Source organism: Ohtaekwangia koreensis, assembly GCF_900167975.1.
Taxonomy (GTDB): Bacteria; Bacteroidota; Bacteroidia; order Cytophagales; family Cyclobacteriaceae; genus Ohtaekwangia; species Ohtaekwangia koreensis.
On the sequence record NZ_FUZU01000002.1, the window covers coordinates 382,824 to 401,939 of the forward strand.

The following is a 19,116-nucleotide window of genomic DNA, read 5'->3' on the forward strand; positions in this document are numbered from 1 at the left end:
CTAATTTTACTACGATGAAAACTACGCTGATAACAAACGCAAATATAGTCAACGAAGGCAAGGTCTTTCAGGGCGATGTACTTATTAAAGACCGTTATATAGAAAGAATCGGAAAAGAACTGTCTTTTCCGTTGGCAGACAGAGTTATTGATGCAAAAGGAAAGTATTTATTTCCCGGCGTAATTGATGACCAGGTCCATTTTCGCGAACCAGGCTTAACACACAAGGCAACTATTTATACGGAAGCGATGGCCGCGGTTGCTGGTGGCGTTACCAGTTTTATGGAAATGCCGAACACGAATCCTCCCACGTTCACACAAGCATTGCTGGAAGACAAATACCAGATTGCAGCACGTACTTCGCTCGCGAATTATTCATTCTTCATCGGAGCTTCCAACGATAATCTGGAGGAAGTAATGAAGACGGATATTACCAAAGTATGCGGACTCAAGATCTTCATGGGATCGTCTACGGGTAATTTATTGGTAGATAATCCAACTACGCTGGAAGGATTTTTCTCACGTTTCCCTGCGTTGATAGCGGCGCACTGTGAAGATGAACCAACCATCCGAAAAAATACGGCAGAGTATAAAGAGCGCTATGGAGAAGATTTGCCTATGGAATATCATCCACTTATACGCAGTGAAGAAGCATGCTATAAATCTTCATCGTTTGCTATAGGCCTCGCGAAGAAACATGGTACACGATTTCACGTGCTGCATATATCTACTGCCAAAGAGACAACCTTGTTTGATAATTCGATTCCGTTGTCTGCGAAAAAAATAACGGCAGAAGCATGCATTCATCATTTGTGGTTTAATGACGCAGACTATAAACGACTGGGTACGTTGCTGAAGTGGAACCCTGCAGTAAAAACTTTACACGATCAGCAAGAGATCTTCAAAGCTTTGCTGGACGATCGCATCGATGTTATCGCTACCGATCATGCTCCTCATTTATTGGAAGAAAAAAATAATTCATACTTCAAGGCACCCTCCGGAGGGCCGCTCGTTCAGCATAGTTTAGTGGCCATGCTTGAATTTTATCAGCAAGGAAGAATCAGCCTGGAGAAGATTGTACAGAAGATGAGTCACAATCCAGCCATACTTTTTCAGATCGAAAAGCGTGGATTTATACGTGAAGGTTATTTTGCCGACCTGGTGTTGGTTGACCTCGATAAGACATGGACTGTGCACAAAACCAACATCTTATCTAAATGTGGATGGTCTCCGCTGGAAGGAACCAAGTTCCATTCAAGTGTAACGCATACTTTTATTTCGGGACACCTGGCATACAAAGAAGGAAAATTTGATGAAAGTCGTCAGGGAGAGCGATTAACGTTTACCCGAAAATGATCTGAAATTGAATTTTGCAAATTCAGAGGCACTCACTAAATTTGCAGTCCTCAAAATGGTGGATGTAGTTCAGTTGGTTAGAACATCAGATTGTGATTCTGAGGGTCGTGGGTTCGAGCCCCATCATTCACCCCAATAAAAAAAGACTCCTTTTCAGGAGTCTTTTTTTATTTATAGTCTGTTCGTCTCTTCCCGTTTCCGTTCGCTGAAATTCACTGGCTTTTCAAAGCTTTAAACTGTATCTCTGTTTCTCAAAAAAATACCCCTATGGATCAGCGCATCATCAACCTTTTTGACGAGTATACTCACAAGCCTCTTACACGTGAAGATTTTATTCGGAAGCTTAGTAAACTTACCGGCAGCACTGCGGCGGCATTGGCCGTGCTTCCATTGCTGGAAGTAAATTATGCTAAAGCGGAGACAGTTCCTGATCAGGACGACAGACTTACCACGGCTCATGTAACCTACCCGATTGATGGTGGTGAGATGAAAGCATATATAGCACGTCCCAAGAAAAGCGTGACGTATGGAGGTGTCGTTGTGATCCATGAAAACAGAGGTCTTAATCCACACATCGAAGATGTAACCAGACGTGTTGCGCTGGAAGGTTTCGTTGCTATAGCACCCGATGCTTTGTCTCCGTTAGGAGGTACTCCGTCTGATCCTGATAAAGCACGTGATATGTTTCAGCAACTCGATGCTGCCAAAACGATTTCAAATTTTGCCAAGGCATTTGATTTTCTGAAAACACAAAAAGATTGCAACGGTAAATTTGGATGCGTTGGTTTTTGTTGGGGTGGTGCTATGGCTAACAATCTTGCTGTGCAAGTGAGTGAACTAAAAGCTGCTGTCCCTTTTTATGGAAGGCAACCCGAAGTAAATGATGTTCCTAAAATTAAGGCAGCATTACAATTACATTATGCCGGAATGGATGAGCGTATCAATGCCGGTATATCTGCTTATGAAGAAGCACTAAAAAAAGCGAATATTAATTACCAGTTATTTATATATGAAGGTGCTCAACATGCCTTCCATAATGATACTGCACCAACGCGCTATAATGAAGCTGCTGCCAAACTTGCGTGGAGCAGAACCATCGCTTTCTTTAACGAAAAACTTCGCTAACATGCAATGTTGTGCTCCATGAATTTTTACTGTATGTTGAATTCATGATCGTGTGGAAGGAATATAAAAAGCTGGCGCTCGAGGAGAAAATTGATGTGCTGTACGAAAAAGGTACGTTCATCATGGCGATACGATACTATGGGTATAAAGTTAATCTTTACCTCCTCGGAAATTTTTATGTGGAAGTTTTTATTAACCATAAGAATACAATAATCGAGAAGATAATTCCGTTGGACACGAATCATTCGCGCATGCAATTTTATTCTGATCAGATTAAATTACCAGTCGATCTTGACTAAGACTTTTTTTCTCCAACTATTGTGATGTTACCCAACGAACGAAAAATCCGAGTAGCAATCCACCCAGAATAATAAGGGGAGAAGGAATTTTTGTAAAAGCCAGCAATAGAAACGTTGCTATAGTAACGCTGAAATTCATGACTGTATTTTCCAACGGCTGAAAGAGTATAACAGCAGAAGCTGCTACTAATCCTGAACTGGCCGCAGTTATGCCTTCGAGTGATGCGCGCACAGCGCGATAACGTTTCAGACTTTCCCAGAAGCGAATTACAAAGAAGATGAGAAATGTACCGGGAAGAAAAATTCCGAAAGCAGAGACGAGTGCTCCTATAATTTCTCCACCTGTACCATACTCCCTCATAGACAATGCTCCTATATAGGAGCTGAATGAAAATACAGGTCCGGGTAATGATTGCGCAATGGCATAGCCTGATAAAAATTCTCCTGAAGTTAAATATTGCTTCGGAGCGTATTGAACAAACTCGGTATATAACAACGGAGTGAGTACTTGCCCGCCACCGAAAATAAGACTTCCGTTACGGTAAAAATTTTCGAACAACCGTACCGGTAAAGCTTTTGTTATACCACCCAACGCTGCGGCAAAGATCAATACACCTGCCCACAATAAAAAGTTGGCCCAAGGCACTACAATTTTTACCTTCTCTTCCTTGGGTTGTTTTTTATACTTCAATGCGGTAAGCAAACCTGAACATAACAATATAACCGGGAACACATAGGGTGTTTGTATCAGGTATGAAAGTATAGCCGCTATAATCATAAGGACTACAGCTGTTTTTGTACGAATCGTTTTTTGAATGATCATATAGGCACCATAGCTCACGAAGCCAACGGCCATCGGTTGTATAAACCGTGTAAATTCAAGCGACCATTTTTTTTCTTCGATGCTCGACATAAGCATGGCAGCTAACGTCATGAGTATAACTGCAGGAAGAATCCATACAATCAGTGTGAGGTATGCGAGATTAGGACCGCCTATCTTAAAACCAATTGCTGTTAAGGTTTGTGTAGAGGTAGGGCCGGGAAGAATCTGACAGAGGGAATTGATCTCCATCAGATCGTCCTCCGTCAGATATTTCCGTTTATCAACGAGTACTTTTTGAAAATGAGCCAAGTGAGCCTGCGGTCCACCAAACGTAGTAACCGCCAGCATCAGCACATCGCGCAAGAAGATATAGTATCGAACCCGCTCGATCATTCTATAGATATATACCAGTCAGCATGTTCATGTATTTATACTGCACTTATTTTTTTAAACCTATCTCGCGCAAGCGTTGATCGAGAAATTCACCTGCTGTTATATCTTCCCACTGCTTTGGATTTTCTGAATCCACACAACTCTCCAGCGATGCAAGACTCATCTCTGAACGTGGGTGCATAAAGAAAGGTATAGAGTAGCGTGGTGTGTTCATCAACTGGCGTGGTGGATTGACAACGCGATGTATAGTTGATTTTAATTTCTCATTGGTGAGCCGCTCCAGCATGTCTCCTACATTTACAACAAGCTGATCAGGCAATGCCGTGATCGGAATCCACTTGCCATCTCTGCGAAGTACTTGCAGTCCATCTGCACTTGCACCCATGAGCAGTGTGATCAGATTTATATCACCATGTTCTGCAGCGCGCACAGCATCCTCGGGAACAGCATCCGGATTTTCAATCGGATAATAATGGATAGGTCGTAAAATACTATTGCCGTGTTTGATCTTGTCGTCAAAATAATTTTCAGGCAACTCCAGGTATAGCGCTATAGCCCGTAACATATAGGTACCTGTCTTTTCAAGCGCGCGGTAAACTTCAACACTTACCTTCTCCAACTCAGGAACTTCGCTGGGCCAAACATTGGCAGGGTAATTTTCTTTTGCAAGTTCTGAACCCGGCAAGTCTTGACCTACGTGGTAAAACTCCTTGAGGTCACCGGTGTTTCTTCCCTTGGCATGTTCTTTCCCTTTACCGGTATATCCGCGTTGGCCGGCCATGTCGGGTCTTTCATACTTTTTCTTTACATCATCCGGCAATGCGAAAAAACTTTTAATGGCTTTGTAAAGATCCTGCTGCATAGCATCCGTGAGGAAATGATTCCGGATGGCTACGAAGCCAATATTATGATATGCTGCACCGAGGTCGGCTACAAACTTATTTTTTCTTTTATCATCACCACCATGGTAGTCCGCCAGATCAAGTGAAGGAATTTCATCATATAATATTTCATTCATAACACACACATTTGTTTCCGTGCAAGCTAAATATTTTTGGCTAAATTTCGTGCAGGTAAAAGCGGCCACATAGGTTGCAGGAGTATCACACATTTTAATATATCTGTTTATGAAAACAACCCGAAGAGAATTTGTGCAGCAAGCCTTCAAAGCTACAACCCTTACAGCGCTCGGAACGTCATTGGCCTTTAAGGCTTTTTCAGAAACCACGTCTTCACAGTCCGGTATAATACCAGGATCAGCACTCCAGTTTTCGCAGGTTAGTCTGCCCTATGCGTATGGAGCATTGGAACCTTCCATTGATGCAACCACGATGGAGATTCATTATACCAAGCATCATACCGCTTATATAAAAAATGTAAACGAAGCGATCGCTGCTGATAAAATAACTTTTGAGTCGGAGAAAGATTTTTTTGCCAACGCTTCCAAGTTATCTGCGAAAGCAAGAAACAACGGTGGGGGTGCATGGAATCATAATTTCTTCTGGCAAGTAATGAAGCCTGGCAGTGCTGCACCTACAGGCAAGGTAGCCGATGCTATCAATGGTTCTTTCGGATCGTTCGATAAATTCAAAGAACAATTTACACAGGCAGCGATGACGCGCTTTGGTTCTGGCTGGGCCTGGTTAGTAAAAGATGGAGGCAAACTAAAGATCGGTTCAACGCCTAACCAGGATAATCCGCTTATGGATGCAAGTGATTTGAAGGGTACCCCGCTACTTGCGTTAGATGTATGGGAGCACGCCTATTATCTCAAGTATCAGAATAAACGCAATGAGTATGTTGCTAACTGGTATAATGTTATTAATTGGGATGAAGTAGCAAAACGACTCGCGTAGCGTTTAAAAATATCCGTCATAACATCGATTGATCTATATATATAGTAATTCAAGCCTTGTTATGACGGATTTATTATTCTTATGAAGCCTCTCCGAATAGCGATCATTGGTGACTATACCGATAGCAAACATACACACCGCGCATTGAACGATGCGATCGAACACTGCAGAGGGCACCTGAGTTTTCCCTTCGAAGCAACGTGGGTTGCCACCGATGTAACCCCGGAACCGGCATCTCTGCCAAAATATACCGATGGCATCTGGATCGCTCCAGGTTCGCCCTATAAAAATGATGAAGCTGTATACCGGATTATACAATGGGCACGTGAAAATGATTTTCCGATCTTCGGTACCTGCGGCGGTTTTCAGTATATGGTTGTGGAGTACGCTAAAAATATACTCGGAATACAAAATGCCGGTCATGAGGAGAGCGAACCTGACGCGCCACAACTTGTAATTTCTAAATTAAGCTGTTCATTAAAAGGTCAGCAGGAAGAGGTTATTATTACAGATAAAGAATCGTGGCTATATACTATATTAAAGAGCGATGTTATTACCGGTTTCTTTAATTGTAACTACGGTGTTAACGCTGCCTATAGAGACAAACTTCAACACCCACCGTTTGTATTCACCGCCTTTTCTCGTGATGGAGAAGTACGCGGCTTAGAATTGAAGGGGCATCGATTTTTTAAAGGCACTCTTTTTCAGCCTCCGCTGGATTCCTCTTTGGAGAAACCCAATGCCCTAATCATGGATTTTTTTCGAAGTGTAAAAAGTCACTAACGGTTGGCGGTTAACCGATATATACTATAAATATTTATAGTAATAGGTATATGATTTAAATGCTTTTCAGGTAGGCTTCCATTTTTGCACAATCATGAAATTGTGATATCTGAATGCCCTTCATTGTACGGGAAGATTTGTCCTTGATGGTATTTGCAGCAATCTTTGAAAAGATATCGGCTTCATTCACAAGCTGAACATGAATCAGATCTTTACCATTGAGATGTTTTACCATACCCGGCAAAAGATAGTCGACAACCATTTTTTGCGACTCGGTGCTAATAACACCCATCTTCCGAATATCTGCTACAAATTTTACAGTTTGCAGCTTGACGAATGCGTTTAACAGAGCCATGTTAATCATAACAAATTGCTCATGATTAACAACTTTGTTCGTATACTCCAAGAATAGAGTGTCAAGCGGGGTATCATAATATATTCGTGCGCTTTGGTTTTCAAAAAGGTTCTGCATGCTCAAATGTATCCCCAATATGATATATATACGTATGCTTCTCTAAACGCTTCTTAAATATGTTTCCATTTTAGCGCGATCTGTGAATTGGAGCACCTGAAAGTCTGGAATAGTATTTTGTGAGTTCTCTTTAATTTTATTACCAGCCAGTTTCGCGAAAATTTCAGACGCATCCATTAATTGAATAACAACAGGCTTTTTCCCGTTGAGATGTTTTACCATACCTGGCAAAAGATTATCAACAACCCACTTTTGTGACTCGATGCTGATAACACCCATCTTCCGAATGTCTGCTACAAATTTTACAGTTTGCAGTTTGCACATTGCGTTTAATACAGCCGTATTAATGACAACAAATTGCTCATGGTTAATGACTTTATTTGTGTACTCCAGAAACAGAGTGTCAAGTGTAGCATCAAAGTATACTTGTGCGCTTTCGTTTTCAAAAAATTTTTGCATGTTCAAATTCTTTTAGTAGAGATCTTGCCATTAAAATAGGGTGCATAGCTACAACAATTTCAGAAGGGAAAAGAGGGGCAATTTTCAGTTAACATACCCTTGTAGGTTGATTGACGGGGTATATTTATATATAACCAATTACATGGCAAATGATCCCAGCAGACATATTGTTCAGTCTGGTATCTATATCACTGATTGAATGGAATTATCACTATATTTTATACCGTCTGAAGGGGTATACTATATACAGAAGGTTGTTAAACCAAATTTTTCTTACACAAATGCGGTTGTCAGCCAGTGGTCCTTCAAATACATATATAGCACATGGCTGCGATGGCCTATACAGTTTATATATGAATCCGCCTATATTGTTGATTACCGGTTTGCCGGGATGTTTACTTATCCGATATGGATTTGAATGCTCCACTTTCCACACCGTTCCTCTGCTTTGGTAAAACAACCCACCGAATAGCATCTTGCATTCTGTTGAAGTAAGCATACGACACATCGTTGTCAGCCTCCGACATCATGTCGTCCATTGACATCTTTGAAAAGATATCTTCCGAAACTATAAAGGAAACTTTAGAATGGCCGACCGCAATTGCCAGGCTTCGCCATTCTTTTGCAGACCATTGTTGATCCTCTTGAAGAATAATACCAAGATTTATAGCATCATAAACCAACCTTCCTGTTTTGAATTTCTCCATGGCATCGATCATGGCCATCAACCCGGTTCTATACTCATCTGAAGTAGGAGCGAGCTTCCAGGTGCCTATCAGAATATGATGTTTGGAATCGTACTCAATAGTCTTGTAATCGGTATCAAAATAAGTTGTAATCATAGGTTAATGCTATTACTGGTAAAGCAGATGTTTTCTTTGCTTACAGCCGCATTCAAATCTCAAGTTAATTAGCATGATTTGCTATTGATGAAGGGCGTCAAAAAGGTTGGCAGTTAGGATGACAAACTAGTTAGCAGCAAAAAAACATCTATGCATCCGAAATTCAGGCATACAATGCGTTGGGCTTATATAAGACCTTCACTTTGTTCAAATAAAATTTCCAGACACAATTCTGATAAAGGGGAATATCAACCAGCACGGTAGAAGTTTAAACTATCGCCTGCAATGGTTTGCTGTTCAACGAGTGTACCACGATGCCGCGGTGCCGGTATACCTTTTCCGAATTTTTGTGGCGCGATAAAAATACGGGCCTCGTCCCATAAATCATTTTCTATAAACATGGAAAGTGTAGCAGCACCACCTTCTACAATTACAGATTGAATCTTTTGCTTGTATAGATCAGTCACTACATTCCGGATGAAATCACTTTCATCTACACGGATTAATGAGAGGTTGGTGTGTTCCTCATGCTTCATCACATTATAGCAAATTGTTCTTTGCTTTTTATCGAATACATGAAGTTTCGTGGAGAGTTTAAGGAAACGATCTAACACAATACGTACAGGATCTCTACCCGACCAATCACGCACATTCAATTGTGGGTTATCGTATGCTATTGTACGGGCGCCCGCTAATATTCCATCTTCTTCGCTCCGCCACTTATGCACCAACTGTCGCGCATACTCATTGCTGATCCACTTCGAATCGAAATTCTCGCGCGCTATAAATCCATCGGATGTCTCAGCCCATTTTAATATAATATAGGGGCGCTGTTTTTCAATGAATGTGAAGAAACGCTTATTCAATTCACGTCCTTGTTTTTCAAGAATACCAGTGACTACCTCTATACCTGCTGCACGTAGCTTCTTTATACCATTGCCTGCTACAAGCGGATTGGAATCCAGATTGGCCACTACTACTTTCTTTACCTTATGCTCTATTAACATGTCCGCACAAGGAGGCGTTTTACCAGTATGCGAACAAGGTTCAAGGTTCACATATACCGTACTTTGTGCCAGCATACTTTTGTCTTCAACACTGCGCACAGCATTTACTTCAGCATGTGCCTCGCCATATTTTTTATGCCAGCCTTCGCCTATCATTTTACCATCGTGCACAATCACTGAACCTACCAGCGGATTGGGGCTAACGTTTCCTTTGCCGAGCAACGCCAGTTCGAACGTGCGCTGCATAAAAACTTCATCAATATGGTGGTCGTGTTTTGTCATTGCCTTATACTTGCAAAGATTGCCAAGCTATGAAGAATTCCAAAGCACTCTTTCATGATTTCATCAGCCGGATTACAATTCCGGAAAGTAATGACGAGATCAAGAGCATAGCACACCTTGTATTTGAAAAGATCATGGGGCTGAGCAAAACCGATATTCTTGCTGAGAAAAGTGTTTTAGCAGGAACCAATGTAGAGGCACAGCTATATGCGATTGTCCATCGCATCAATCAACATGAACCTATTCAATATATTTTAGAGGAAGCCGAATTCTTTGGAAGATACTTCAAGGTTAATGCTTCTGTGTTGATACCTCGCCCTGAAACAGAATTCCTAGTGCAGGAAGTTATAGTATATTCCAAAAAAAAAGCATCACTAAAGATTCTTGATATTGGCACGGGGAGTGGTTGTATACCGGTTACACTTGCCAGGGAGTTACGGAACGCTGAGGTATATGCAACGGACATCAGTGATGAGGCTCTGACTGTGGCGCGCGAAAATGCCGCACGACTGCAGGCAGCAGTAACGTTCATTCACCACGATATACTATCCGAAAAAATTCCGTACAGTGGTATCGATGTCGTTGTGAGCAACCCTCCCTATATAGCGCAGACAGAAGAAGCAATGATGAGTCCAAATGTACTTCGCTATGAACCGCACCTGGCTTTGTTTGTACCGGATGATGATCCGCTTAGATTTTATAAAGCCATCACTACACGCGCTTCAGAAATCCTAAAGCCTGGAGGGCTATTAGCGATGGAGATCAACGAACGATTTGGACAAGAGGTCGCAGCACTCCTCAATGCAAATCGTTTTGAAAATATTGAGATCGTAAAAGATCTTGATAGTAAAGACAGAATTATAAAAGGAATTTTAATATAGTAATAGCGATGATATCGATCAACAGGATTTTTATCAGCGCTATATTCATGAACTAAATATACATCCATGACACTCGTCTCTTTCATTGGATCCGGTAATGTAGCGTGGCACCTGGCACCTGCTCTCGATAATACTGATTTTGCCGTACGTGAGGTATATAGTCGCAACCCTGCTCATGCATCTGCGCTGGTCGATAAGCTATACGAAGCAGAAGTGAAAGCTACACTTGATTTCTCCACCAGCAACTCGCATGTATTCATAATTGCCGTATCCGATGATGCTGTTGAATCAGTCGTGCAGGAAATTATACTTCCCGAGAACGCTATATTAGTGCATACCTCCGGAAGCCTGCCGCTTGATGTGCTTCGCTATGCCGCTACACCAGATATAGGAGTGTTCTATCCGCTGCAAACTTTCAGCAAATCAAAGAAGGTCGATTTCAAAGAAGTGCCGCTCTTCATTGAAAGCGAAAATACGGAGACGGAAAAAATATTAATCTCCATGGCAAAAGCGATCAGCAAGCACGTGCATAAGATCTCTTCGCAGGAACGGAAGGCTATGCATGTTGCCGCTGTGTTTGCTTCCAACTTTACGAATCACATGCTCACGGTCAGTCAGGAAATTATGAAAGAAAACAAACTCAGTTTTGATTGGCTCAAGCCGCTCATCGCAGAGACAGTCAATAAGAGTTTAACGATAGGGCCAGAGAATGCTCAAACCGGGCCAGCAAGGCGTGGCGATTTCGAAACACTGGATAAACATATGGAGTTTTTGCAGCAGGACGAATCTGTAGCCGAACTATATAAAGTAATTAGCCAGCATATTGTTGACAAGTATCATAGCTGAGCTATAGAACTTAAAAAGGATGTTACATCTTTTCGCCATTGCACTTCATTTTCCTTTGTATATATATTGTGTCCAACGCCCGGATATACTTTAAGTACTTTCTTGCCCTGGAGATTTTGTGCTATAGCATTGGTTTCCGCTATACCAACACGATCATCATCTTCACCAAAAAGCAACAATGTAGGGCAGGTAACTGATTTTGCATAGGTAGCAGGATTATGTGAAAACGCCCAGTAGCCATTTTGCACGCCTCCCCAAAAGCATAACAACGCCGCCATTGGAAACGTGGGTACATTCATTAGCCTGAAGCGAGCGCATACAGTTTTATACAATGAACCAAAGGGACATTCCAGTATAACAGACGACACTGGTAATGTATAGTCATCCATCGCCTTTAATATAGCGGCTGCACCCATTGACGTGCCGAACAAGATGACATTCTTCTCTTCCTTCTGTATATAATTGAAACAATCGCGCACCTGTATAGCCTCACGATAACCAATGGAAGTGCTGTTACCTTCCGATCCACCGGATCCCGTAAAGTCAACCAGTACCGTGGTATAGCCAAGTTTTCTAAATTCCGTTGCCCGTGTAATCAATGAAGATTTCTCTCCGCTATATCCATGAAATAAAATTACGGTGCCCTTTGCATTGGGAACTTTGATCTTCCAGCATTCCAGGTCGTGCGTGCTGATAACACGAAAAGTCTCATAAGGCTTGGGCGGAAACTCTTTTGTGGTAGGCCGCGGATTATCTATACCTGTAAAGAGAAGTCCCGCCTTTGCCAGCGCTGAAAGTTGTTTGGGGTCTTTCGTTCTTGCTTCTGCAGAAGCACCGAAGTGTGTGAATTTATAGGCATGTTGATAAGCAACGGCATTCAGTACGATAAATACAAGCAGAAATATCCAGCCAAGTTTTCTTCTATTCATACCAGTTCTGTTGTCCGATCTGCTCTAATATATAGGTCGTAAGATTTTTCATTTCGTATTCCTCACGTGGTGCATTGCAAAGTATCACAAGTAAAATTTCCTTCTCAGGTATAACAATATAATTCGTTAAAAATCCTCCCTGACTTCCCGGATGTCCCACCATATGCTTGCCTCCTTGCTCCGTTATAAACCACGACCATCCTATAAAGGGTTGCGCCTCACTACTCCAGTTACTGAAACGTTTTATTGTTCGGGCATCATCAATTGTTTCCGGGTTCAGAAATATAGCCTTCCGATGTGCCCGTTCATATAGCACCAGTTCTTCAACGGAACTCCACACACCTCCGTTGCCGGCTGCAGCAAAAGTCGGCTCTTCACCATAATCATCTTCAATCCATTGCCCATGATTCAGTATATATCCATGCGAAACCCCTTTATCAGGATGTGGCTCGTTTGTAATCGTGCTCGCTTTCATTCCGGAAGGACGAAAGATATTTTCTTCAACGAACCGTTGCCAGGGCATGCCGCTTACTTTTTCAACGATCAGCGCCAGGCCATTGAATGCCGGATTTGAATATTCGAAGCGTGATCCTGGCTCAAACTCCAATGCGTCAACCTGAGTTTCCGGATACCAGTTTTCATAATCTTTTGCCGTGAGATAAAACACAGTATCATCATTCACGTGCCGGTTATCCGGGAGACCGGAAGAGTGAGTAAGCAAATGTTTGATCTTTACTTTACTGGCAATAGATTTATTCTTAAACTCGGGAAAGTATTTCAGCAAACTGTCCTCTACGGAAAGCCTGCCACGCTCTTGTAAAATAAGAATAGCATTTGCCACAAAAGTCTTGGAGATGGAACCCAGATTGAAAAGTGTTTTTGGTGTGATCGGTTCCTTCGTAACAAGATCTGCCACGCCATAGCCCTCCGAAAAAATTATACTATCGCCCTTCATGATAAGAATAGCACCACCGGGTTCGTTAGAAGGAAAATAGGTTGATGCGTACTCATGAATAGCGTCAACGGTTGGACTATTTTTTTTTGATACACATGAAAACATGAGGAAGCCAATAAATGTTATGTAAATTGTTCGCATGTCCTAAGCCTTTGAAATGTTGTGAAGGAAAGATCACCATTTTTTTGGTTACCCGGAAGCCGTACCTTTGTCAGCAAAATATAGTTATAGATGTCACAGTTTATTAATTCCCGCAGACCCAGACGAAACAGAAAGAGTGAAGCCATCCGTGCTATGGTAGAGGAAAATCGTGTTACGGTTGATGACCTTATTTTTCCAATGTTCCTGTTGGATGGCAAGAATCAAAAAATAGAAGTCGGATCGATGCCTGGCATTTTCAGGTTCTCAACCGACTTAATGTTGAAAGAAATAGAGGAATGTCTGAAGTTAGGTATTCGTGCCTTTGACGTTTTCCCTGCAGTAGAAGATCAGCATAAAGATAAAACCGCTACAAAAAGTTACGATCCAAATTTCTTTTATCTCCGTGCACTTCGTGAAATTAAAAAGCAATTTCCGGAAGCCTGTATCATGACCGATATTGCTATGGATCCGTATAGTTCGGATGGGCATGACGGACTTGTAAAAGATGGAAAGATACTGAATGATGAAACGCTTGAAATTCTGGGAAAGATGGCGCTCGCACAAGCCGACACAGGCATAGATATACTTGGCCCTTCGGATATGATGGATGGCCGTGTGGGATATCTTCGTGATGTGCTCGACAAGAATGGTTTTATGGAAGTATCAATCATGAGCTATACTGCTAAATATGCCAGTGGCTTTTATAATCCTTTTCGGGATGCGTTGGATTCTGCTCCAAAATTTGGTGACAAGAAAACATACCAGATGAATCCTGCGAACCGGACGGAAGCATTGATCGAGGCACAACTTGACACCGAAGAGGGTGCTGACTTTTTAATGGTGAAGCCTGCATTGGCCTACCTGGATATTATACGATTGTTAAAAGATAACTCATCATTGCCCATCGCTGCATATAATGTTAGCGGAGAGTACTCGATGATAAAAGCTGCGGCATTGAGGGGTTGGCTGGACGGTGAACGCGTGATGAAGGAGACACTATTAAGTATGAAGCGTGCAGGGGCCGATATTATATTAACGTATTTCGCTAAAGAATTCGCATCACTTACAAACTAGGTATATATAGTATGGGCCACAGGATTTTTTTTATTCTCAGTCTTGTGCTCGCTTCATTTCAGGTTTTCCCCCAAACTATTCGTCTGGATGATTCCGGACATTTCGAAGTAAAAGGGAACATCGGTCATTGGCGGGATGCAACCCATAAGCTTACTCTGGATGATGTAAAAAATATAAAGTTCGATTCTCTTCCGGTCACTAAATCTCCCAACTTCGGCTTCGACCGTGCTACACATTGGTTCAAGCTCAACATTACGAATGACTCCAAGAACCAGGACTGGCTCCTGGAGATCGCGTATGCGCCATTGGACATTATTGATTTTTATATACTAACGGATTCTTCCTTAGTACCTGAACACAAAGTATCCGGTGACAGGCTTGCCATCAGCACGCGTGATGTGCCACATCGCCATCCTATTTTTTCGTTTAGTATAGCACCCGGGGAATCGCGCACGATATACCTGCGCTTAAGCACCATCTCCTCCGTGCAATTGCCGGTTACAATTTGGCGTCCGATTAATTTTTATACCACCGGTTTCAATGTTCAGATTGTAAACGGATTTTTTTATGGCGGCATGATTCTGATGTTGCTGTATCAATTGTTCCTCTTTTTCTCGATGCGCGACCGAATCACATTTTACTATGTGCTCACGTTATTGTCGATGGTAAATATAGTCGCATTGTTTCAGGGCTATACATTCCGGTATATATATCCTGAACATCCCTGGCTTAATGATATCTTCGCCATGTTTACGGGGCCCGTGTTTGTTGTGTCTTCCACTTTTTTGACGCGGTCTTTCCTAAATCTCAAAAAATTCAGTCCGCTACTCGACAATCTCATGCTAACCAACATGCTGATGAATGTACTGACGGGCCTCAGTATGTTTATTTTCTTTCCGCATGTTTCGTATGAGTATCACCATTATTTTATTTTAATCCATTGTATACTGGCATTAAGCAGTGCAGGGTTTTGTTTTTACAAAAATTATCGTTCAGCGCGGTATTACCTTATCGCATGGGTTACGGTTTTGATAGCAGCCGTTTTCTTCACTATCAGCAATCTCGGTTTTATACCTGGGTATATGAGTACTAATTATAGCGGGTTGATGATCGGTTCTATTTTCCAAATGCTCTTTATTTCATTTGCGCTCGGTGATCGATGGAATATTCTACGGAAGGAAAATCAGCTTGCAAAAGAACTTGAACTTAAACGAGGACAAGAAGAAAATGAACGACTCGAAAGAGAAGTACAATTACGCATTGAAGAGATCCAGCAGAAAAATGGAAAGCTGGAAGAAGTTAACCGTGTAAAGGACAAATTATTCTCTGTAGTATCACATGATATAAAAGGCCCACTTGGTTCTTTGCAGTTGGCGCTGTCTCTTTTAAAATCAGGTGATGTAAGCAAGGATGAGTTCGAGAATTTAGCGAAGGCACTCGAGGTACGTTTTGTACAAACAACAGAATTCATCGAGAATCTTTTACAGTGGGCTACGCTTCAGTTAAAAGGCGAAACGTACGAGCCCAGTTACCTGGATCTGGCAAAAATTGCCGAGGAAACGATCACGTTACTTGAAGCCGACTATCGCAGAAAAAATATTACTATAAAAAACAATCTGCATCACTCGCTGCAAGCATTTGGCGATTTGAATATGATTCGATCCGTGCTTCGTAACCTGCTTACCAATGCTATAAAATTTACAGGTACCGATGGCACTATAACTATAAATGCTATGCGTACAGATCAGCAGGTCATTCTTTCCGTTACAGATACAGGTGTTGGTATATCTATAGCTCACCAGCATCGAATGTTTACGCTGGGCAGCGTGACAACACCCGGCACAAAAGAAGAAAAGGGAACTGGTCTTGGTCTTTTACTCTGTAAAGAATTTGTCGAAAAGAATGGAGGTCGTATCTGGTTTGAAAGTGAGGTCGGAAAAGGAACCACATTCTATTTCTCATTACCCGAGAATCAAGGCAGCACAGAATCGGTTGCAAGCGCATAGTTATACAGCTCCCTATATATACTATAGTATAACCTCGAGTCTGAATCCAACTCCATGATAGTTTACGATCTGTACAGCAGGATCTTCTTTCAGGTACTTGCGTAATTTGGAAATAAACACATCCATACTTCGCCCCATAAAGTAATCATCATCACCCCAAACCTCTTTAAGGATTTCTTCGCGCTTCAATACGCGATGCCGGTTATAGTATAGCAACTGAAGAACTTCTGCCTCCTTTTGCGTGAGTGTTTTCTCGATCGAAGAATTTCGTAACGTAAGCGTGGTGTAGTCAAACTCGTAATTGCCTACGTGAAATTTCCGTAATGGTATAGGTGCTTCCTCAGCGCTTCTTCGTAAGAAAACCTCAATGCGACAGAGAAGTTCTTCAAGACTGAAGGGTTTTGTTATATAGTCATCAGCACCGGTCTGAAAACCCGTGAGCTTATCTTCCATCATTGCTTTCGCGGTGAGGAAGAGTATAGGTATATTTTTATTTCTGGAGCGAACTGAGCGTGCGAGCGAAAAGCCGTCCTTCTTCGGCAACATTACATCAAAAATACAAAGCTGAAAAACAGAAGTATTAAATGCATTCTCACCGGACTCACCATCCGTGCAAAGCGTAACGTCATAACCTTTCAGACATAGGTTATCTTTTATAACAAACCCCAAGCTTGGATCATCCTCTACCAATAAAATTCGTTTCATATATCAGCAGGTGTTGATTTTATACCGGTAAAAAAAATCTAAACAAGCTTCCTTTTCCCACTTCGCTCTTCAGCGTAATAGTTCCACCATGTGCTTCTATAATTGTCTTCACATAGCTCAGTCCCAATCCAAATCCTTTTACATCGTGTACGTTACCCGTAGGTACGCGATAAAATTTCTGGAATACTCGCTTGTAATTTTCTGCACTGATGCCTATACCATTATCCTGTACCTCCACAATTACTCCTTTGGAATGAGATGACGTCTTAATGGTAATTTCCGGTTCGCCCTTGCAATATTTTATAGCATTGTCAAGAAGATTGGCGAGTACGTTGGTGATATGTAGTTTATCAACCTCGATTCCTATAGAAGCATGATTAAACTCTTCCCTTACCTTACCTCGTTTTTCATGAAGCGCAACGGAAGTATTTCGAATCGCTTCCTGGATCAGGTGACTTATTTCAACGCTCTCTTTTTTAAGACCCATGTCTTCTTTATCGAGGCGCGCCATTTGAAGTACACGTTCTACTTGCTGCTTTAACCGGAAGTTTTCTTTTTCAATGATCGTAGTATAGTTCATTAAACGCTCCGGCTGATTTACAATGTTAGGATCCTTCAACACTTCTGCGGAAACTGCGATGGTAGAAATTGGTGTTTTAAATTCATGCGTCATGTTGTTGATGAAGTCTTTCTGGATTTCCGACAACCGTTTTTGTTTCAAGATGACGAAAAGTGTATACGCAAAGAATACAATCACCAGCAGCAACACTATAGATGAAAACGACCATATACCCATCTGGTTAATGATATGTGCTTCGCGATTCGGAAATTGCACACCGAAGTAATATCCTTGCGTTGACCACTGTGGTAATCTGTTGCTGATGTTCTTTTGTTTTGATTTCAACGGAACATAATTTCCATATACTATCTTTTCATGTGTACAGTCATATATACCATACTCGAAATCAACTACTATATTTCGTCTCTCAAATTCTGTCTGTAATAAAAATTCAAGCAGGCGGGCATTCAATTGATTATTCACCATTACTACGAAGTAGTTGGTGGATAATTGCTTCACAGGATTGTTTGATGGTGGCGGAGTATCATTGATGTCATAGATCTGCTGCGCTACATTATATAGGGCCGCTGTGACAGTACGTTCGAACTCTGCTTCTTTCAGATCGAAAGCACGCCTTACCCAATATAGCTGTGTTATCGTTATGCCAGTGATGGATAATGTGGCCAATATTACAATAAGACGGATTGTAGAATTTTTCACAAGATAAAGGTACGAGTTTGTGCAGTAGCGTGCTGACACTTTAACAAGTTGTTAACAATTTTTAGGCAATCGTTAACAAGCCATTCTAAAGGCTTTGCGCAGTTTTGTATCGTTCGAACATCAAAATATTTCTAAATCAAAAACCATATACATTTATGAAAAAAGCAAGTTTAATTATTCTGGGAATCGTATTTGCCTCTGTGGCCATTGCCCAAACATTTGTTTCCAACGAAAGGCCTACTAACGCTTTGCGTGCAGCAGCTTTCACCTGGATGCAAACTTCCTTTGATTTTGGTAAGATCAAGGTTGGAGTTCCTGTAACACATGAATTTAAATTTACCAACACTGGTGATGCTCCACTTGTTATAACATCGGTACAAGCATCTTGCGGCTGCACGGTAGCAGAATATACTAAGGAACCTATTCCTGCAGGTGCACAAGGTTTTGTGAAAGCTACCTATAACGCTGCAAAAGCTGGTGTATTTACAAAGACAGTTACCATCAACGCGAACACCGAAGAAAGCGCTGTACTACTTTCTATCAAAGGTGAAGTGACAGAATAATTTGAAGTATATCTCAAAAAACACAAAAGGCCGGAGTATAT

General features: G+C 41.6%; 19 protein-coding genes, 1 tRNA gene and 1 pseudogene. 11 read left to right on the forward strand and 10 right to left on the reverse strand.

From position 1 onward, the window contains the following. Nucleotides 1–14: 14 nt before the first annotated feature. The 4 genes from B5Y40_RS14585 to B5Y40_RS14600 all read left to right on the forward strand — a co-directional run bounded on the left by B5Y40_RS14585 (nucleotide 15) and on the right by B5Y40_RS14600 (nucleotide 2,779). Nucleotides 15–1,355 carry a dihydroorotase gene (locus B5Y40_RS14585; protein WP_079687535.1) on the forward strand — a complete coding sequence of 447 codons (1,341 nt, stop codon included), beginning with the start codon at nucleotides 15–17 and terminating at the stop codon, nucleotides 1,353–1,355. A gap of 58 nt (nucleotides 1,356–1,413) precedes the next feature. Further along, nucleotides 1,414–1,490 (forward strand) — tRNA-His (locus B5Y40_RS14590). 132 nt (nucleotides 1,491–1,622) lie between these two features. Continuing rightward, a complete protein-coding gene (locus B5Y40_RS14595; protein ID WP_079687536.1) occupies nucleotides 1,623–2,480 on the forward strand; it encodes a dienelactone hydrolase family protein in 858 nt (285 codons plus the stop codon). 11 nt (nucleotides 2,481–2,491) lie between these two features. Further along, nucleotides 2,492–2,779, forward strand: a complete 288-nt coding sequence (locus B5Y40_RS14600; RefSeq protein WP_317043555.1) for a hypothetical protein — start codon at nucleotides 2,492–2,494, stop codon at nucleotides 2,777–2,779. Nucleotides 2,780–2,795: 16 nt separating this feature from the next. Here B5Y40_RS14600 and chrA read toward each other — a convergent pair whose 3' ends face one another. Both chrA and B5Y40_RS14610 read right to left on the reverse strand, forming a co-directional pair. Then, nucleotides 2,796–3,995 (reverse strand): chromate efflux transporter, encoded by a 1,200-nt coding sequence (gene chrA / locus B5Y40_RS14605; RefSeq protein ID WP_079687538.1) that lies wholly within the window; start codon nucleotides 3,993–3,995, stop codon nucleotides 2,796–2,798. Between the two features lie 46 nt (nucleotides 3,996–4,041). Continuing rightward, nucleotides 4,042–5,013 (reverse strand): isopenicillin N synthase family dioxygenase, encoded by a 972-nt coding sequence (locus B5Y40_RS14610; protein WP_079688440.1) that lies wholly within the window; start codon nucleotides 5,011–5,013, stop codon nucleotides 4,042–4,044. Nucleotides 5,014–5,122: 109 nt separating this feature from the next. Here B5Y40_RS14610 and B5Y40_RS14615 point away from each other — a divergent pair, with 109 nt between their 5' ends. Next, nucleotides 5,123–5,851 (forward strand): superoxide dismutase, encoded by a 729-nt coding sequence (locus B5Y40_RS14615; RefSeq protein ID WP_079687539.1) that lies wholly within the window; start codon nucleotides 5,123–5,125, stop codon nucleotides 5,849–5,851. A gap of 81 nt (nucleotides 5,852–5,932) precedes the next feature. Then, nucleotides 5,933–6,634 (forward strand): glutamine amidotransferase-related protein, encoded by a 702-nt coding sequence (locus tag B5Y40_RS14620; protein ID WP_079687540.1) that lies wholly within the window; start codon nucleotides 5,933–5,935, stop codon nucleotides 6,632–6,634. 55 nt (nucleotides 6,635–6,689) lie between these two features. On the opposite strand, the gene B5Y40_RS14625 is transcribed toward B5Y40_RS14620, so the two are convergent. The 4 genes from B5Y40_RS14625 to ribD all read right to left on the reverse strand — a co-directional run bounded on the left by B5Y40_RS14625 (nucleotide 6,690) and on the right by ribD (nucleotide 9,696). After that, nucleotides 6,690–7,040: a hypothetical protein gene (locus B5Y40_RS14625; protein ID WP_143785780.1), complete on the reverse strand. Its 351-nt coding sequence runs from the start codon at nucleotides 7,038–7,040 to the stop codon at nucleotides 6,690–6,692. 108 nt (nucleotides 7,041–7,148) lie between these two features. Next, entirely contained in the window at nucleotides 7,149–7,565 is a 417-nt protein-coding gene (locus tag B5Y40_RS14630; RefSeq protein ID WP_079687542.1) for a hypothetical protein, read from the reverse strand. A gap of 395 nt (nucleotides 7,566–7,960) precedes the next feature. Then, nucleotides 7,961–8,407, reverse strand: a complete 447-nt coding sequence (locus B5Y40_RS14635; RefSeq protein WP_079687543.1) for a hypothetical protein — start codon at nucleotides 8,405–8,407, stop codon at nucleotides 7,961–7,963. 248 nt (nucleotides 8,408–8,655) lie between these two features. Further along, nucleotides 8,656–9,696: a bifunctional diaminohydroxyphosphoribosylaminopyrimidine deaminase/5-amino-6-(5-phosphoribosylamino)uracil reductase RibD gene (gene ribD / locus B5Y40_RS14640; protein ID WP_245840554.1), complete on the reverse strand. Its 1,041-nt coding sequence runs from the start codon at nucleotides 9,694–9,696 to the stop codon at nucleotides 8,656–8,658. 29 nt (nucleotides 9,697–9,725) lie between these two features. Between ribD and prmC the strand changes: the two genes are divergently transcribed. Continuing rightward, nucleotides 9,726–10,577, forward strand: a complete 852-nt coding sequence (gene prmC, locus B5Y40_RS14645) for a peptide chain release factor N(5)-glutamine methyltransferase (protein ID WP_079687544.1) — start codon at nucleotides 9,726–9,728, stop codon at nucleotides 10,575–10,577. 66 nt (nucleotides 10,578–10,643) lie between these two features. Beyond that, the gene (locus tag B5Y40_RS14650) at nucleotides 10,644–11,423 is read left to right on the forward strand and encodes a Rossmann-like and DUF2520 domain-containing protein (RefSeq protein ID WP_079687545.1); all 780 of its coding nucleotides are present in this window, start codon (nucleotides 10,644–10,646) and stop codon (nucleotides 11,421–11,423) included. On the opposite strand, the gene B5Y40_RS14655 is transcribed toward B5Y40_RS14650, so the two are convergent. Together B5Y40_RS14655 and B5Y40_RS14660 are read right to left on the reverse strand one after the other, a co-directional pair. After that, nucleotides 11,414–12,352 (reverse strand): alpha/beta hydrolase, encoded by a 939-nt coding sequence (locus B5Y40_RS14655; RefSeq protein WP_079687546.1) that lies wholly within the window; start codon nucleotides 12,350–12,352, stop codon nucleotides 11,414–11,416. The two genes, B5Y40_RS14650 and B5Y40_RS14655, sit on opposite strands and share 10 nt — an antisense overlap. Then, the gene (locus B5Y40_RS14660; protein WP_079687547.1) at nucleotides 12,345–13,448 is read right to left on the reverse strand and encodes a serine hydrolase domain-containing protein; all 1,104 of its coding nucleotides are present in this window, start codon (nucleotides 13,446–13,448) and stop codon (nucleotides 12,345–12,347) included. Before B5Y40_RS14660 ends, B5Y40_RS14655 begins: the two co-directional genes overlap by 8 nt. A gap of 90 nt (nucleotides 13,449–13,538) precedes the next feature. Here B5Y40_RS14660 and hemB point away from each other — a divergent pair, with 90 nt between their 5' ends. After that, a complete protein-coding gene (gene hemB, locus B5Y40_RS14665; protein ID WP_079687548.1) occupies nucleotides 13,539–14,522 on the forward strand; it encodes a porphobilinogen synthase in 984 nt (327 codons plus the stop codon). An 11-nt stretch (nucleotides 14,523–14,533) separates the two neighbouring features. Further along, nucleotides 14,534–16,483: pseudogene (locus B5Y40_RS14670) on the forward strand (sensor histidine kinase); the annotation flags it as partial. 66 nt (nucleotides 16,484–16,549) lie between these two features. Here the strand turns inward: B5Y40_RS14670 and B5Y40_RS14675 are convergent. Beyond that, the gene (locus B5Y40_RS14675; protein ID WP_079687550.1) at nucleotides 16,550–17,233 is read right to left on the reverse strand and encodes a response regulator transcription factor; all 684 of its coding nucleotides are present in this window, start codon (nucleotides 17,231–17,233) and stop codon (nucleotides 16,550–16,552) included. A gap of 19 nt (nucleotides 17,234–17,252) precedes the next feature. Continuing rightward, nucleotides 17,253–18,512 (reverse strand): sensor histidine kinase, encoded by a 1,260-nt coding sequence (locus B5Y40_RS14680; protein ID WP_079687551.1) that lies wholly within the window; start codon nucleotides 18,510–18,512, stop codon nucleotides 17,253–17,255. Nucleotides 18,513–18,667: 155 nt separating this feature from the next. Between B5Y40_RS14680 and B5Y40_RS14685 the strand changes: the two genes are divergently transcribed. Continuing rightward, complete coding sequence (locus B5Y40_RS14685) at nucleotides 18,668–19,075, forward strand: DUF1573 domain-containing protein (RefSeq protein WP_079688442.1); 408 nt, start codon at nucleotides 18,668–18,670, stop codon at nucleotides 19,073–19,075. The last annotated feature ends 41 nt before the right edge of the window (nucleotides 19,076–19,116 follow it).

Bases quoted from the DNA above. Each gene is read 5' to 3' on its own strand.
- B5Y40_RS14585 (WP_079687535.1), top strand. From the start codon at position 15: ATGAAAACTACGCTGATAACAAACGCAAATATAGTCAACGAAGGCAAG.
- B5Y40_RS14595 (WP_079687536.1), top strand. From the start codon at position 1,623: ATGGATCAGCGCATCATCAACCTTTTTGACGAGTATACTCACAAGCCT.
- chrA (WP_079687538.1), bottom strand. From the start codon at position 3,995: ATGATCGAGCGGGTTCGATACTATATCTTCTTGCGCGATGTGCTGATG.
- B5Y40_RS14610 (WP_079688440.1), bottom strand. From the start codon at position 5,013: ATGAATGAAATATTATATGATGAAATTCCTTCACTTGATCTGGCGGAC.
- B5Y40_RS14615 (WP_079687539.1), top strand. From the start codon at position 5,123: ATGAAAACAACCCGAAGAGAATTTGTGCAGCAAGCCTTCAAAGCTACA.
- B5Y40_RS14620 (WP_079687540.1), top strand. From the start codon at position 5,933: ATGAAGCCTCTCCGAATAGCGATCATTGGTGACTATACCGATAGCAAA.
- B5Y40_RS14630 (WP_079687542.1), bottom strand. From the start codon at position 7,565: ATGCAAAAATTTTTTGAAAACGAAAGCGCACAAGTATACTTTGATGCT.
- B5Y40_RS14635 (WP_079687543.1), bottom strand. From the start codon at position 8,407: ATGATTACAACTTATTTTGATACCGATTACAAGACTATTGAGTACGAT.
- ribD (WP_245840554.1), bottom strand. From the start codon at position 9,696: ATGACAAAACACGACCACCATATTGATGAAGTTTTTATGCAGCGCACG.
- prmC (WP_079687544.1), top strand. From the start codon at position 9,726: ATGAAGAATTCCAAAGCACTCTTTCATGATTTCATCAGCCGGATTACA.
- B5Y40_RS14650 (WP_079687545.1), top strand. From the start codon at position 10,644: ATGACACTCGTCTCTTTCATTGGATCCGGTAATGTAGCGTGGCACCTG.
- B5Y40_RS14655 (WP_079687546.1), bottom strand. From the start codon at position 12,352: ATGAATAGAAGAAAACTTGGCTGGATATTTCTGCTTGTATTTATCGTA.
- B5Y40_RS14660 (WP_079687547.1), bottom strand. From the start codon at position 13,448: ATGCGAACAATTTACATAACATTTATTGGCTTCCTCATGTTTTCATGT.
- hemB (WP_079687548.1), top strand. From the start codon at position 13,539: ATGTCACAGTTTATTAATTCCCGCAGACCCAGACGAAACAGAAAGAGT.
- B5Y40_RS14675 (WP_079687550.1), bottom strand. From the start codon at position 17,233: ATGAAACGAATTTTATTGGTAGAGGATGATCCAAGCTTGGGGTTTGTT.
- B5Y40_RS14685 (WP_079688442.1), top strand. From the start codon at position 18,668: ATGAAAAAAGCAAGTTTAATTATTCTGGGAATCGTATTTGCCTCTGTG.